Origin of the sequence: Thermomonospora catenispora, assembly GCF_006363815.1 — a bacterium.
In the GTDB taxonomy this organism is placed as follows: domain Bacteria; phylum Actinomycetota; class Actinomycetes; order Streptosporangiales; family Streptosporangiaceae; genus Thermomonospora; species Thermomonospora catenispora.
The window spans coordinates 1-15,796 of record NZ_RRYT01000004.1 but is presented as its reverse complement, the minus strand read 5'-3'; the positions used below and the strand labels follow the sequence as shown (position 1 = coordinate 15,796).

6 protein-coding genes and 1 pseudogene are annotated in these 15,796 nt (G+C 75.0%); 2 read left to right on the top strand and 5 right to left on the bottom strand.

Going from position 1 to position 15,796, the window contains the following annotated elements; all coding sequences use genetic code 11:
• Position 1: 1 nt before the first annotated feature.
• Positions 2-6,472 (bottom strand): type I polyketide synthase, encoded by a 6,471-nt coding sequence (locus tag EIO00_RS04685; protein ID WP_140175682.1) that lies wholly within the window; start codon positions 6,470-6,472, stop codon positions 2-4.
• Positions 6,473-6,818: 346 nt separating this feature from the next.
• Between EIO00_RS04685 and EIO00_RS04680 the strand changes: the two genes are divergently transcribed.
• Together EIO00_RS04680 and EIO00_RS04675 are read left to right on the top strand one after the other, a co-directional pair.
• A complete protein-coding gene (locus tag EIO00_RS04680; RefSeq protein WP_241661113.1) occupies positions 6,819-8,453 on the top strand; it encodes an MFS transporter in 1,635 nt (544 codons plus the stop codon).
• Positions 8,454-8,535: 82 nt separating this feature from the next.
• A complete protein-coding gene (locus tag EIO00_RS04675) occupies positions 8,536-9,792 on the top strand; it encodes a glycosyltransferase (protein WP_140175681.1) in 1,257 nt (418 codons plus the stop codon).
• A gap of 25 nt (positions 9,793-9,817) precedes the next feature.
• On the opposite strand, the gene EIO00_RS04670 is transcribed toward EIO00_RS04675, so the two are convergent.
• The 4 genes and pseudogenes from EIO00_RS04670 to EIO00_RS24090 form a co-directional block, all read right to left on the bottom strand.
• On the bottom strand, positions 9,818-10,765 hold the full coding sequence (locus EIO00_RS04670; protein WP_140175680.1) for a DUF6301 family protein: 948 nt from the start codon (positions 10,763-10,765) through the stop codon (positions 9,818-9,820).
• Positions 10,766-10,874: 109 nt separating this feature from the next.
• Positions 10,875-13,364: an MMPL family transporter gene (locus EIO00_RS04665; RefSeq protein WP_140175679.1), complete on the bottom strand. Its 2,490-nt coding sequence runs from the start codon at positions 13,362-13,364 to the stop codon at positions 10,875-10,877.
• A gap of 50 nt (positions 13,365-13,414) precedes the next feature.
• Positions 13,415-15,205, bottom strand: coding sequence for a fatty acyl-AMP ligase (locus EIO00_RS04660; RefSeq protein ID WP_140175678.1), 1,791 nt, complete (start codon positions 15,203-15,205; stop codon positions 13,415-13,417).
• A 209-nt stretch (positions 15,206-15,414) separates the two neighbouring features.
• Positions 15,415-15,796: pseudogene (locus tag EIO00_RS24090) on the bottom strand (hypothetical protein); the annotation flags it as partial.

Sequence of the window (15,796 nt, the reverse complement as noted above, 5' to 3'; positions counted from 1 at the left end):
CTCAGGCCGGCGGGTCCGCGGCCAGCTGCTCGGACAGGTGCGCGGCGATGCGGTCCACCGCCGGCGGATCGAGCAGGTTGAGGTGGTGCGCGCCGGGGATCTCCACGATCTCCAGGTGCGCGCAGTGCTCGCCGAACCGGTTGGTCGGATCCGGCGCATACCGGATGTCCTTCACCGCCCAGGGGGTCTCCTCGGGCGCGCGATAAAGGATCACTCTCCCGCTGTAGGGCCGGGGCCGATACGCCTCCAGCGAACGGGTGTCCTGGTGAGAGGTGAGCTGGTGGTGCAGCACGGCCGGGGGCAGCAGCTCGGCGAGGCCCGCCGCCCGCTCCATCACCAGCGCGAACTGCTCCTCCTCCGAGAGCCCGGCCAGCTCCTCGTAGCGGAGCTCGACCCCCAGGCCGTAGGTCTCGTTCAGGTAGTCGGCGAAGGCGGCGAACCGGCGCGCCAGCACGTCGGCCTCGTCGGCCACCTTCTCGGGCAGGCCGGCGTCCAGCAGCACCACCAGCTCCACCTCCCGCCCGGCCTCGGTGAGCCGCCGGGCGGTCTCGTACGCCAGCACCCCGCCGAACGACCAGCCGCCGAGCCGGAACGCGCCCTCCGGCTGGGCCTCCAGCAGCGCCTCGACATAGCGGGCGGCGCGTTCCTCCACGCTCGGGGCGTCGTCGAACCTCTCCAGCCCGTACACCGGCTGGTCCTCGCCGAGCAGGGCGGCGAGGCGGGCGTAGCAGGCGGTGGTGCCGCCCGCCGGGTGGGCGAGGAAGAGCGGCCGGCGGCCGGGCGCGCCGGGCTGGAGCGGGCGGACGGTCTGCCGGGCGGCCTCCTCGTCGACCGCGCGGATCAGCCCGGCGACGTGCTCGGCGGTGGGGACGGCGAACACCTCGCCGCGGGTCAGCTCGCACCCCAGTTCGCGGTTCACCACGGCGACCACCCGGTCGGCGCGTCGTTCGTCGCCGCCGAGCGCGAAGAAGTCGGCGGTGACGCTCACCCGCTCCAGGCCGAGCACGTCCTCGAAGATCCGCACCGCGAGGCGCTCGGCGGCGTCCCGCGGCATCACATAGCCGCTCCGCGCGTTCGCCGCGGTGACCGCCGCGTTCGAGCCCGTGTCCGAGCCCGCGTTCGAGCCCGTGTCCGAGGCCGCCCGGCGGGCGCCTCCGGCGATCCCCAGCTCGCCCGCCGCCCAGTCGGCGAACGCCTCCAGCGTCGCGCCCTGCAGCAGCAGGGCGGGCGGCACGGTCAGGCCCAGGTCGTGCTCGACGCCGCTCTTGATCCGCACCGCGACCAGCGAGTCCAGGCCGAGGTCGGTGAGCGGGACGGCGGGATCGAGCCGGTCGGGGTCGTACCCGAGGACCGAGGCGATCCGCCGGCGGACCCGGGCGCCGATCGCGGCGCGGGCCTCGTCGGGGTCCATCGCGCGCAGCGCGGCGACGCCGGGCCAGTCGCCGTCGTCCCCCTCATCCGCCGCGGCGGCCGCCTCCACCAGCGCCGCGAAGTACGGCATCCGCTTGATCTCGGGGAACAGCGCCACCGCCGTCGCCGGGTCGAACCGCAGCACGCCGGTGACGGCCCGGTCGTGCGCCAGCAGCGCCTCCAGGGCCTCGGCGCCCTCCTGCGGGCTGATCGGGTCCAGCACCTTGATCGACAGGTCCGCCGCGCCGCCCACCCGGGACCAGGTGCCCCACTGGACGGTCGTGGCGACGAGCCCCTGCGCCCGACGCCAGGCCGCCAGCGCGTCCAGCGCGGCGTTGGCGGCGGCGTACGAGGCCTGGCCGGGCGAGCCCAGCAGCGCCGCCGCCGAGGAGTGCAGCACGAAGAAGTCCAGCTCGGCGTCCGCGCCGGCGGCCTGCAGCGCCTCGTGCAGCCGCCACGCCCCGGCGACCTTCGGCGCCCACACCCGGTGCAGGTCCTCGGGCCCCAGGTCGGCCAGGAGCCGGTCGTCCATCCCGGCCGCGCCGTGCACCACCCCGCGCAGCCGGGCGCCGCCCTCACGGGCCGCCTCGATGAGGCGTTCGGCCACCCCGGGCTCGGCGATGTCGCCGAGGACCACGTCCACGTCGACGCCGCTCTCCCGCAGCCGGGCGATGGTCTTCTCCGCGTCGGGGCCGGGGCCCGAGCGGCCGGACAGCACGATCCGGCCCGCGCCCCGTTCGGCCAGCAGCCGCGCGGTGACCAGCCCGATGCCGCCGTAGCCGCCGGTGATCACGTAGGCGCCGCCGCGCCGGACGACCCGCCGGGGGCGCCGGTCGGGCAGGGCGGCCCGGTCGAGGCGGGCGACGCGGCGGACGCCGCGTCGCCAGGCGACCTCGGTGTCGTCCCGGCCGCCGAGCAGCTCGGTCACCAGATCGTCGGCGCCTTCGACGTCCACCAGCGTCGCCTTCAGCGCGGCCCGTTCGAAGCCGAGCACGCGGGTCAGCGCGCGGACGAAGCCCTGGCGGGGGCGTCCGGCCTCGCCGTCGCGGACCGGCAGCGCGGCGCGGGTCGCCACCCACAGCCGGGCGCCGGCCGGCACCTCCCGGGCGACCCCCGCGACCGTCAGCACCAGCTCCTCGTCCTCCAGGGACGGCGGCGGGATCAGCACCACGCCGGTCGGGGCGTCGCCGGAGAGGTCCTCGGGGAGCCGCCGCGCGAGGGGGCGCCGGGCGACCCGGTGGCCGCGAGCGCGCAACCCGGCCTCCAGCCCGCCGGCCAGCGGGTCGTCGGCGTCGGCCAGCACCAGCCAGTCCCCCTCGGGGACGGTCGGGGCGGGGGCGTCGGTGGTCTCCCACACCTGCTCCACCAGGGTGTCCGCCAGCGGCACGGGGACGTCGTGGCGTTCGACCCGGCGCAGCGCGACGCCGGCGGCCTCCAGCAGCACCGCGCCGTCCGCGTCGGTGAGGACCAGCGCGCCGGTGACGGTCTCGCCGCGGGCGATCGACAGGCGGCAGCGGCCGCCCCGGTGCGTCGGCCCGTGCACCCGCAGGTCCTCGATGCCGTCCACGATCCACACGCCCCCGTCCTCGGCGGCGGCCCGCCGACACAGCGCGGCCAGGCAGCGGTCCAGCACCTGGGGGTGCAGCCGGTAGTGGGGGCTGCCGCGTTCGGCGGCCGGGATCTCCACCTCCTCCCCGTCCGGCGCGGTCCCGGCCCGGCCCGGCTCCTCGACCGCCTCGGCCTCGGCGATCCGGACGAACGTGCCGGCGGGGGTGCGGGCGTGGATCTCGATCCGCCGGTCGTCCTCGGTGAAGGTGGTGGTGACGGCGGTGCGCTCCTCCAGCGCCAGCAGGTGCCGCACGCACAGGCCGTGCAGCCGCAGCCCGTCGGCGCCCAGCGCGCGCCCGGCGGCGGACAGCGCCATCTCCGCCAGCGCGGCGACCGGCAGGACCGGCAGGTCGTGCGGGGCGTTCTCGGCGATCCACGGGTGGGCGGCGACGCCCACGTCGCCGCGCCATGCGTGCCGGTCCTCGCCGGGCAGCTCCACATGCGCGCCCAGCAGCGGATGCTCGTCCCGGCCGACGGCGGTGCGGGAGGACGGCCGGGCCCAGTACCGCTCGTGCCGCCAGCGGGCGGGCGGCAGCTCCAGCAGCGCCCCGGCGGGGGCCGCGACCCGGTGGCCGTTGACGGCCAGGGCGGCGAGCTGGGTGTGGAAGGAGAGGGTGTCGTCCGCCTCCCGGCCCTTGGGCGGCCGCTTGAGGGTGTGGACGATCAGCGCCCCCGTCCCCTCCAGCGTCTCGTTCAGCGCGGCGGTCAGGATCGGGTGGACGTTGATCTCGACGAAGGTGCGGTGCCCGTCGTCGGCGGCGGCGCTCAGCGCGTCGGTCAGCCGGACCGGGTTGCGCAGGTTCAGCGCCCAGTAGTCGGCGTCCAGCCGGCCGGCGCCGCGGGGGTCCTCCAGGGCGGTGGAGTAGAACTCGATGCCCGGGGCCAGCGGGGTGCCGGGCTCGGCGGCGACGTCGGCCAGGGCTTCGCGCAGCTCGGGCAGCAGCGGCTCGGTGGCCGGGGAGTGCCCGGCCGCCTCGGCCCTGACCGCCCGGGCCAGCCGGCCCTCGGCCTCGGCGCGCTTCAGCACGGCGGCGATCTGCTCGGCGTCGCCGGTGACCACGGTCTGCTTCGGCGAGGAGAACACCGCCGGGTGCACGTCCGGCAGGTCGTGGGCGAGCCGGCGCACCTCGGCCTCGGAGCCGCCGATCACCGCCATCGAGCCGCCGGCGCCGACCAGCCGCCCCAACAGCTCGGAGCGGCGGCAGATGACCTTGACGCCGTCGGCGAGGGTCAGCCTCCCGGCGACGACCGCCGCGGCGACCTCGCCCATCGAGTGGCCGACCACGGCGGCCGGGACGATCCCGTAGGAGGCCCACATGCGGGCCAGGCCGATCTGGATGCCGAACAGCGCCATCATCGTGCGCTCGGGGGGCAGGGCCTCACCGGCCTCGACGGCGTCCCACAGCGAGAACCCGGCCTCCTCGCTCATCAGCGCGTCGACGTCGTCGATCGCCTCGGTGAACGCCGTCTCCTCCTGGAGCAGGCGCCAGGCCATGCCCGGCCACTGCGCCCCGTAGCCGGAGAACACCCACACCGGCCTGCGGGGCTCGCCCAGGGCGGTGCCGGTCGCCACCGCCGGGTGCGGCCGCCCGTCGGCGAGCGCCCGCAGCCCCTCCAGCAGGCCCTCCCGGTCGCGGGCGACGACGGCGGCGCGGGCCCGGCCCCGGCCGTCGCGGCGGTGCAGGGTGGCGGCCAGATCGGCCAGATGGACCTCGTCGTGCTCCTCGAGCCAGCCGGCCAGGTCGGCGGCGTGCGCGGGGATGCGGTCGTGGGCGACGTCCGACAGCGGGAAGGAGCGGACCGGCGCGTCGTCGCGGGCCGGCCGCTGCGGCGGGGCCGCCTCCACGATCACGTGCGCGTTCGTGCCGCCGAACCCGAATCCCGACACGCCGGCGCGGGGCGGGCGGCCCCGGTCCGGCCAGGGGGAGGGCTCGGCGGCGACCGCCAGCCGCAGCTCGCGGAACGGGATGTGCGGGTTGGGCTCGGTGAAGTGCAGGCTCGCCGGGATGGTGCGGTGGTGCAGCGCCAGCACCGTCTTGATCAGCCCGGCGATGCCGGCGGCCGACTCCATGTGCCCGACGTTGGACTTGACCGAGCCGATCAGCAGCGGCTCGTCCTCCTCCCGGCCCCGGCCCAGCACCTCGCCCAGGGCGCGGGCCTCGATCGGGTCGCCCAGGAACGTGCCGGTGCCGTGGGCCTCGACGTAGTCGACCTCCCGGGGGTCGATGCCGGCGGCCTCGTACACCCGGCGGAGCAGCGCCTTCTGCGCCTCGGCGTTGGGGGCGACCAGGCCGTTGGAGCGGCCGTCGGAGTTGACGCCGCTGCCGCGGATCACCGCCAGGATCCGGTCGCCGTCGCGGCGGGCGTCGCCGAGCCGCTTCAGCACGACCGCGCCGCAGCCCTCGGCGCGGACCATGCCGTCGGCCGAGGCGTCGAACGCCTTGCAGCGCCCGTCGGGGGAGGTGCCGCCGCCCTGGTCGAACGTCATCGTGACGGTCGGCGACAGCAGCACGTTGACCCCCGCGGCCAGGGCGAGGTCGGCCTCTCCGCTGCGCAGCGCCTGCACCGCCAGGTGGGCGGAGACCAGCGACGAGGAGCAGGCGGTGTCCACGATCATGCTGGGCCCGCGCAGGTCCAGCAGGTACGACAGCCGGCCGGCGATGATGCTCAGCGCCGCGCCGGTGGTGGTGTGCGGCTGCACCGCGGTCAGGTCGGAGGCGGTGAGGGCGGCGTACTCGGGCGCCGAGACGCCGACGAACACGCCGGTGCGGCTGCCGCGCAGCCGCACCGGGGCCAGGCCGGCGTGCTCGAACGCCTCCCAGGCCACCTCCAGCACCAGCCGCTGCTGGGGGTCCATCAGCTCCGCCTCGCCGGGCGTGATGCCGAAGAAGCGGGCGTCGAAGGCGGCCAGGTCCTTCAGGAATCCGCCGAGCCGGGTGGTCCGCGCCAGCAGGTCGCCCACCTCGGGGGATCCGTCGTCGAAGGGGTCCCACCGGCCGGGCGGGAGCTCACCGATCGCGTCGCCCCCCTCCAGCAGGAACCGCCAGAACTCCTGCGGCCCGCGCAGGTCGCCGCGCTCGCCGCCGGGGAAGCGGCAGCCGATGCCGATCACGGCGATCGGCTCGTCGTCGGGCGCCGGTCCGGAGCGCGGGGCGGGGGCGGCGGGGGCGGGGGCCGTCCCGGCCAGCGCGGCGGCCAGCCCGTTGATCGTCGGGTGCTCCCAGATCAACGTGGCGGGCAGCGCCCGGCCCAGCATCTGCTCGAGCTCGCCGGCGATGGCCACGGCGTCGCGGGACGCCAACCCGAACTCCTCCACGGGACGGTCGGGGTCCACCTCGGCGGCCGTGATCCTGGAGCGGCGCGCGATCTGCTCGATCAGGAACCGGCGAACCGAATCCTCCGTGATCCGCGGATCGCTTTCCGGCGCGGCTCCAGAACGATCATTGTTCGGCATGGGTACGGTTCCCCCATCGGTGAGGCCCGGATCGTTCGAAGCGTGGGCTTCACCTTGGCCCAGCACGACCATCTCTCGATGCGCATCCAGCCCACTTTTCTCCCTGCTTCCTTGTCACGGCCGTGACAAGAATCCGTCGGGGCCGGTGTGGCCAGATGGATAGGTCGCCGAGGTGTGTCCGCACCCGAGCCGGAATTCCGGCGGTGCCGAACGCCGCGTCCGCGGCGCGGCGGCGGCCGGCCCGACGGGTGCGCCGTTTCCCGCCGCACCACCGGGCGGATGGGCGTTTTCGCAGCTCACCGCTGCTGTGTCGGGGTGAGGTGAGGGAGAGAAAGGGTTCTGCCGGGTGACCCGCGGCCGATACGGATGGGTCCTGGCGGTGGTCGCCGTCAGCGCGTTCATGATCACCATGGACAACTCGGTGGTCGCGATCGCGCAGCGGACCCTCCGTGAGGATTTGGGGCTGAGCGCCGCGGAACTGCGCTGGGTGACGGTCGGTTACATCGTGATGTTCTCCTGCCTGATGGTGGCGGGAGGACGGCTGGCCGACCTTTACGGCTGTCGCGTGATCTTCATCACGGGAATGGCGGTGTTCACCGCCGCCTCCGCGATGTCCGGGGTCGCCGGCTCCGCCGCGGTGCTGATCGGCGCCCGGGTGGTGCAGGGCTCGGGCGCGGCGCTGGCGCTGCCCGCCCTGCTGGTGGCGATCACGGTGGGCCGCGACGACCGGCAGCGCGCCCTCGGGCAGGTGGTGTGGCTGGGCTCGCTGGCCTGCGCGATGGCGGGCGGCCCCAGCGTCGGCGGGTTCATCGTGGAGCGCTGGCACTGGGGCTGGATCTTCCTGATCAACGTGCCGGTGGGGGTCCTGGTGATCGCGCTGGGGCTGGCGCTGCTGCCCGCCCACGCCCTCAAGGTGCGGACGCCGCTGGACATGCCGGGCGTGATCCTGTCGGCGACCATGCTGTTCACGCTGGTGTACGCGCTGCACGCGGGCGGCGAGATCGGCTACGGCGACCCGGCGGTGCTGGCGATGCTGGGGATCGCGGCGGTGGCGGCGGCGTCGTTCGTGCTGGTGGAGCACTGGGCGCCGCACCCGATGATCGACCTGGGCTTCCTGCGGAACCGGGTGTTCGCCGGCGGGCTGGCCTCCTCGATGCTGTGGGGCATCGGGTTCAACGGGGTGATGTACTACTCGGCGCTGTTCATGCAGACGGTGCTGGGGTTCCGGCCCACCACGGCGGCGCTGGCCTACATCCCTCCCGCGCTGCTGGTGCTGGTGCTGACGCCGGTGTCGTTCGTGCTGGCGGCCAAGGCGGGGGCGCGGCCCACGGTCGCCGCCGGGATGCTGCTGCTGGCGGGCGGGATGGCGGCCTTCACCACGCTGCGGGCCGGTGACGGGTTCGCCGAGCTGATGCCGGGGATCGCGCTGTGCGGCATCGGGTCGGCGCTGACGATGCCGCTGGCGATGTACGCGCTGAAAGCGATCCCCGACGAGCGGGCGGGGGTGGCCGGAGGCGTCATCGGCGTGGTCCGCGAGGTGTCGGCGGCGCTGGGCATCGCGGTGCTGGGCGTGGTGGTCGACGCCCTGGAGCGCCAGGCCGCCCAGTCCGGGCAAAGCGGCGCGGAGGCGTTCCGGCACGGGGCGTCGGTGGGGCTGCTGGTGGGCGCGGCGCTGGTGCTGACCGGGGCGGTGATCAGCGCGCTGACCCTGCCGACCCGGCGCGCGGCCTCGGCCGGACCCGCCGAGCCCCCTCCCCGGCCGGAACGGGCGCGCGAACCGGTGACGGCGGGGGTCCGCCACGGTCCCCCGCCGCCGGACCCGCCGCCCCTCCCCGACGCCCGCCGGGCCGAACCCGCCGCCGGAGGCCCCGGGGGGACCGTGGGCGGGCCGCGGCGCCGCCCCCGATACGCCACGCCCTGGACGGACCAGGCGCCGCCGGATCGCCCGGGATTCTCCGACGACGACGGATTCCGGGGATGAGTTCCCCCTTCACCGAAGTGGCCCGATATCACGGCTTTCGACTACCGTCCCTGATCCCCGGAAGCCCTCGTCGGGAGGTCTCGTGCAGCGGACTGTCGTGCTGCTCGCGCTGGGTTCGCGCGGCGACATCCAGCCCTGCGTGGCGTTGGGACGGGAACTGACCGCCCGCGGCCATCGGGTCCGGCTGATCGCCGCCGCCCGCTACGCGCCCCTGATCGACGCCGCGGGCCTGGAGTCGGCGCCGCTGAGCGTCGACCCCGGTGACCTGCTCGCCACCGAGGAGGGCCAGCGGCTCCTGGCCGGCGGCCGCAACCCGGTGCGCTTCCTGCGGAACTTCCGCCGCATCCTCGGTCCGCTGGCCGAACGGCTCCTCGGGGAGATCCTGGACGGCGCCAAGGGCGCCGACGTCGTGCTCGCCCCCACCGCGGGCGCCCTGGGCGAGCATCTGGGCGAGCACCTCGGCGTCCCCTCGGCCCTGATCCACTACCAGCCCAGCCACCCCACCGGGGCGTTCCCGCATCCGCTGCTGCCGCAGGCCCGCTTCCTGGGACGCCGGGGCAACGAGTGGAGCTTCCGTCTGGTCGACCAGATCGCCTGGCAGCTGGCCCGCACGTTCCTCAACGACTGGCGGCGTTCCGCGCTGGGCCTTCCCCCCGAGCCCCTGCGCGGCCCGATGCACCGGATGCGCCGCGAGGGCCGCCCCGTGCTGTGCTGCTTCAGCACCACCCTGGTGCCCCGGCCTCCCGACTGGCCCGAGAACGTGCACGTGACGGGCTACTGGTTCGTGGACGAGCCGGACTATCGGCCCCCGAAGGAGCTGGCGGCGTTCCTGGAGGCCGGGCCGAAACCGGTGTACGTGGGCTTCGGCAGCATGGTGCCCTCCGACCCGGCGCGGACCCACAAGCTGGTGGTGGCCGCCCTGCGCGCGGCGCGGGTCCGGGGCGTGGTGCAGGGCGACCCCCGACACGGGTTCCCCGGCGCCGACGACGTCCTGGTCGTCGGCGACGTCCCGCACTCATGGCTGTTCCCGCGGATGGCCGCCGTGGTCCATCACGGCGGGGCGGGCACCACCGCCGCCGGTCTGCGCCACGGCGTCCCCACCGTGGTGTGCCCCTTCTTCGGCGACCAGCCGTACTGGGGGGAGCGCGTGGCCGCCATGAGCGCGGGCCCCGCCCCCCTCCCCTTCCGGTCGCTGACCGCGGACTCCCTGGCCGACGCCATCCGTCAGGCGCTCAAGGACCCGGCCATCCAGACCGGCGCCTACCGGGTGGGCGACCGTCTCATCCAGGAGAAGGGCGCCGCCAAGGCCGCCGACATCGTCGAGTCCCTGCTGCCCTGACGGACGCCGGGCGCGGCCGGCCCGCTCACTCCCACTCCCGCGCCTCCCAGTCGACCGACTCGAAGCGGGCCGCGGCCTGCGCCCGCGGCATCGCGAGCAGGTGCACGCGGGAGGCGCCGAGGCGGAGGAAGACCCCCACGTCGTCCACCTGCCAGCCGCGTTCGGGCCAGCGTCCCCCGGTCCGCCACCGGGGCCGGCCGTAGACATCCTGGAGGACCTTCTCGAACCGCCGGCGCCGCCGGGACAGGAACCGGTGGAACTCCGGATGGGACTCGGCGAGGTCGTCGGTGAGCGGGACGTCCACCGACGCGTGCCCGTCGTGGCGCCTCTCGATCCAGACGCTCCCCCTGCTCAGCAAAAGCCCGGAGTCGAGCCGCAGCCGGCCCGGGAACTCCTCGGCGACGGGCAGGTCCAGTCCCGCCGCGACCGCCGCCGCGTCGCCGTCGCGCAACGCGGCGCCCAGCCTCGTCAGGCGACGGGCGAACTCCCGCACCGACTCGTCGGGGAGCGCCCGCCAGTCGGCGGGGGCGACCCCGCTGAAGCGGGGGTCGACCGGCACCGGGTCGCCCTCGCGCGGCAGCCCGGCCCCGCCGCGCCTGTTCAGCTCGGCCTCGAACAACGGATGGGTGCGCAGGGCGAGGGAGCGCACGAGCGCCCGCTCCCGGGGACCCAGGGGCCCCCGGTCCAGCAGCGCCGCCATCGTCTCGTACAGCGGGACGACCGGCCCCTCCCAGCCCAGCCGGCCCTCCGTCACGTCCCTGGCGCGGCGCTCCTCGACCTGCTGGATGAACTCCTCGCGCGTCATGCGGCAGATCCGGCCGTAGGGGTCCCGCACGTGCTGCGGGCTGAAGCGGAACCCGCCGGTCTCGCCGTCGTAGGCCCACGCCTCCATGCCGCTGTCGTCGACGTCGGCCAGGAACGCCGGCACCCAGTCGTCGTCGAGGTAGTACACCAGCTCCACCACGCGCGCCATCGCTCTCCTCGTCTCGCGGACCGGCCGGCCCCCGCGTCCCCTCCCCGCCGGGTCGCGGCCTCGGCGGGCGGGGGCGCTCCCGCCCCATCGTCCATGACGGGTACGACGCTCAGGAGTCCTCATCGGCCCAACGCCAGCCGGGGCCGTCGGGGTTGGGAACGATGCGGCGCTTGGAGCCGGGGACGGGACGGGACGGCGGCGGACCCTCCGGTCGCGGCGCCGGCGCATCGTTCGGCGCGGAGGCGGCGGGCGGACCGGGCGGAACGCGCCGCGGCCCCGCGCCGCCCGCGGAGGGGACGGGCCCATCGGACCGGGGAGGCGGGACGGCCCCGGCCGCCCCGGGCATGGTCTGCGCCATCCGGCGGCGCAGGTGCGGGGGCAGCGGCGGCGGGGCGGGGGGCACGGGGTCGTCGTCCTCATACAGCGGGTCGTGCTCGCGCAGGTCGACCTTGGCGTGCAAGGCGGCCAGCGGCCGGGGCAGCCACCAGTTGGCGGCGCCCATGAAGCGCATCGTCGACGGGACCAGCAGCGAGCGGACCAGGACGGCGTCGACGACCACGGCGACGAACATGCCGACGCCGATCAGCTTGACCACCGTGATGCCGGCCAGCCCGAACGCTCCGATGACCACCAGGAACAGCAGGGCGGCGCTGGTGATGATGCCGCCGGTGCGCTGCATGCCGACGGCGACGGCGGCGGTGTTGTCCCCGGTGCGGTCCCACTCCTCGCGGATCCGGCTGAGCAGGAACACCTCGTAGTCCATCGACAGGCCGAAGACCACCGCCAGGATCAGGATCATGCTGGTGCCCTCGACGCCGCCGGTGGGGGTGAAGTCCAGCAGGCCCGCCAGATGCCCGTACTGGAAGCCCCAGACGATCACCCCGAACGACGCCCCGATCGACAGCACGTTCATGGCGATCGCCTTCAGCGGCAGCACCACCGACCCGAAGAACATGAACAGCAGCACGAACGTCAGCGCGCCGACCAGCAGCACCATCCACGGCAGCGTCCGCTTCAGGCTGTCCATCAGGTCCATCTGGGCGGCGGTGCTCCCGCCGACGTCGATGTGCAGGGGGAACCCGTCCTTGGACAGCTCCATCTGCCGGATCGTCCGCACCAGCGACTGCGCCGCCCGGGACATCGGGTCCCGGTCGTGGGTGACCGAGATCCGCACCGCGCCGTAGTCCTCGGAGTAGCCGGTGAACTCGGCCTTCGTCACATGCGGCAGGTCCTGCAGGCGCTTGCGGAACTCCTCCAGGTACGGCGGGACGGCGTCGCCGTCGCCCGCCGGGCGCCAGTTGCGCGGGATCAGGTCGCCGGAGACCACCACGTCGATCGGCTCGGCGCCCCCGCCGGGGAAGTCCCGCTTGATCGTCTCCACCACCTGGCGGGGCTGGCTGCCCTCCGGCAGCACCCGCGCGTCCACCGAGGTGAACTGCACGTTCCGGAACGGTCCGAACAACACCGCCAGGATCGCCAGGGTCAGGGCGAAGTACGGCAGCGGGCGCTTCATCACGCTGCGCCCGAGCCGGTACCAGAACCCGCGGTCGGCGTTCCGCACGTTCCTGCGCCGCCGGACGGCGCCCCACTCCACGCGCGGCCCGAGGATCGCCAGCAGCGTCGGCAGCAGCACCACCGCGCCGAACATCGCCATCAGCACCGTGGCGATCCCGGCCATGCCGAGGGTGCGCAGGAACATCTGCGGGAACAGCAGCAGCCCGGACAGGGCGGCGCTCACCGTGATCCCGGAGACGGCGATGGTGCGCCCGGCGGTGACCATGGTGACGACCAGCGCCCGTTCCCGGTCGCCGTCGCGGGCCAGCTCCTCCCGGAACCGGTTGACGATGAACAGCGAGTAGTCGATCGCCAGCCCGACGCCCATCATGGTGACGACCTCGAGCGCCATGGCGGAGACGTCGGTGACGTAGGTGACGGCGTGCAGCACCGCCAGCCCGGTGACGATCGAGAACACCGCCACCACCAGCGGCAGCGTCGACGCCGCCACCGCGCCGAACACGATCACCAGCAGGATCAGCAGCACCGGCATCGAGATGACCTCGGCGCGCACGATGTCGCGCACCGCCAGGTCGCTGAACTCGACCCCGAACGCCACCGACCCGCCCACCCGACTGTCCAGTCCCGGCGCCCGCAGCCGGTCCCGGATCTGCTGATACGCCTGCAGCAGGGCCTCGTCGCCGCGGGCGTTGAGCTCGATCGCCACGAAGGTGGCGTGCCGGTCGTGGGAGACGAACGCGGCGGCGCCGTCGCCGTCGAACGACCAGTAGGAGTGGATCTGGGAGACGTGCCGCTTCGGCAGCCGCGACACCGTGGTGAGCACCGCGGCCATGTACCGGGGGTCGTCCACGGTCATGGCGTCGCTGCGGTACAGCACCAGCACATCGGGGTTGCTGTTGCCGAAGTAGGTCGCGCTGAGCTTGGCGACCAGCGTGGAGTCGGCGTCGGGGTCCTCGAACCCGCCCAGCTTGAACCGGTCGAGGACCCCCGCTCCCCACACCCCTGCCCCGATCGTGAGCAGCACGATCAGCAGCAGGCTCGTCCACCGGCGCCGGTGGACGAGGCGGCCGAGACCGGCGAGCATGCTCCTCCTCAGACGTGCCGCACGACCCGGCGGGGGCCGGGCCGGGACGGCTAACCCTGGTCCGCCAGCCGCCCCGCCGTGGTCTGCAGCGCGCCCTCCAGATACCGCCGTCGGGTCGCCGACCGCGCCACCTTCCCGCTGGTGGTACGGGACACCGCGCCGGGTTCGACGAGGACGAAGTCGTGCAGGGCCATCTCGTGCTCGACGGCGATGGCGCTGCGGACGGCGGCGGCCACCGCGTCCAGGTCGAGCCGGCGCAGGGGGACGCGGCGGTTGCGCTCGGCGACGACCACCAGGCGTTCGGTGCCCTCGCCCTCCACGGCGAACGCGGCGACGTGGTCGGGGCGGATCGCCGGGTGCGCCTCCTGGACGGTCAGCTCGATGTCCTGCGGGTAATGGTTGCGGCCGTCGACGATGATCAGGTCCTTGATCCGGCCGGTGACGTACAGCTCGCCCTCGTGCACCACGCCGTAGTCGCCGGTGCGCAGCCACGGGCCCTCCGGCAGGTCTCCGGGGTCGCGCAGGCGGGCGCCGAAGGTCTCCCGGGTGCGCTCCTCGTCGCGCCAGTAGCCGGGGGCGACGTTGGGGCCGTGCACCCAGATCTCGCCGACGCGCCCGTCGGGCCGTTCCACGCAGGTGTCGGGGTCCACGATCGCCACGTACTGGCCGACCGGACGGCCGCACGCCACCAGCGTGACGGTGCGTTCGGCGTCGGCGGGCGCGGCGACGACCTCCCCGGCCTCCAGCCGGTCGCGCTCCACGGTGATGACCTTGGGGGGCACGGCGTCGGCGGCGGCGGACACGAACACGGTCGCCTCGGCCAGCCCGTATCCCGGCGAGAGGGCGGTGCGCCGCAGCCCGGCCTTCTCGAACGCCGCATAGAAGGTCTCCAGGGTGGAGGGGCGGATGGGCTCGGCCCCGTTCAGGCAGGTGACCAGGCCGCTGAGGTCCAGCTCCGCGACCTTGTCGGGCTCGGCCTGGGTCGCCGCGTACTCGTAGGCGAAGTTCGGCCCGGCGGTGTAGACCCACTCGCGCCCGGAGATCAGCTCCAGCCAGCGCATCGGGTTCATCAGGAACGCGACCGGGTCGGTGTAGATGACGTGGTCGCCCTTCACCATGGGCAGCGCCATCGCGGCGATCAGGCCCATGTCGTGGAACAGCGGCAGCCAGCTCACCAGCTCCGGATGCGGGTGCCGGGGCGCCCAGCCCGCCCACAGCTGCCGGGCGTTGGCCGCCACGTTGGCGTGGGTGATCCGCACGCCCGCCGGCCGGCGGGTCGAGCCCGAGGTGTACTGCAGGTACGCCACCTCGTCGGGGTCGATCGGCTCGGGCCGCCAGCCCTCGGCCGAGGAGAGGTCGATCTCGTCGGCGTACAGGATCTCCCGGGGCGGCGTCACGTCGTGGTCGGCGAGGAACTTCTCCACATGCGGCTGCGCCGACCGGGTGGTGACGATCACCGCGGGCTCGGAGTCGGTGTACGCCCCGACCAGCCGTTCGGCGTGGCCCGGGAGGTCGGGCGAGAACAGCGGGACGGCGATCACCCGGGCGTACATCGCGCCCATCATCGTCATCATGTACTCGTGCCGCTGGGGCAGCAGCAGCGCCGCCCTCTCCCCGGGCTCGGCGATCTCCCGCAGCGCGGCCGCCGTCGCCTTCGCCCGGCGGTCGGTCTCCGCCCAGCTCAGCGTGGTGCGCTCGCCGGAGGGGTCGACGCTGTAGTCGACGAACGTGAACGCCGGAGCGTCCGGCTTCTCCGCGGCCCAGCGCCCGACCAGCTCGATGAGCGGCCGGCGGCCTTCGCCGTCAGGGGACAACTCGGTGAGCAGGGAACCCAGTGCCATGGTGAGGAACTCCCGGTGCGGGCCGGAGGGCGCCGGTGGGACACACCGCCGGCAGGCCGGCCTGAACACCGGCACGAGGCGGGCGGCCCGGCCGGCACAGGCGATCAACGTGCCGCAAACCTACCGAGCCGCCCCGCGGGCCGCCATTGTCCCCGATGCACATTCGCCCCGGGGACCTTTGTCACCGCCATGACAACGATCAGCCGAGATCAGCCGGCGCTCCGGGAGCCGCGGCGCGTCGCCCGCCGGTGGCGCCACAGCCCCAGGCAGACCAGCAGCCACAGCACGGCGACCTGCACGGCCAGCATCACCGCCGGCACCGCCACCCAGGGACGGTCCCCGCTGGCCCGCTGCACGGGCGTGGTGATCTCCACCCCCTCCTCGGCCAGGTAGGGCGGCAGCACCGTGCGCGACGGGGACGGGGCCACCGAGGGGGTGGGCGCCGACGGCGGGGTGAGCGGGGGCAGCGGCACCTCCCCCGGCGCCGCTCCGGGCGGGGCGTCGGTGGAGGCGTGCGGCGGGGCGCTCGGCGGGGTCCCGGTGGGCGCGCCCGCCCCCGGCGCCGCGGGCCACGCCCCGGTCGGCGGCGCC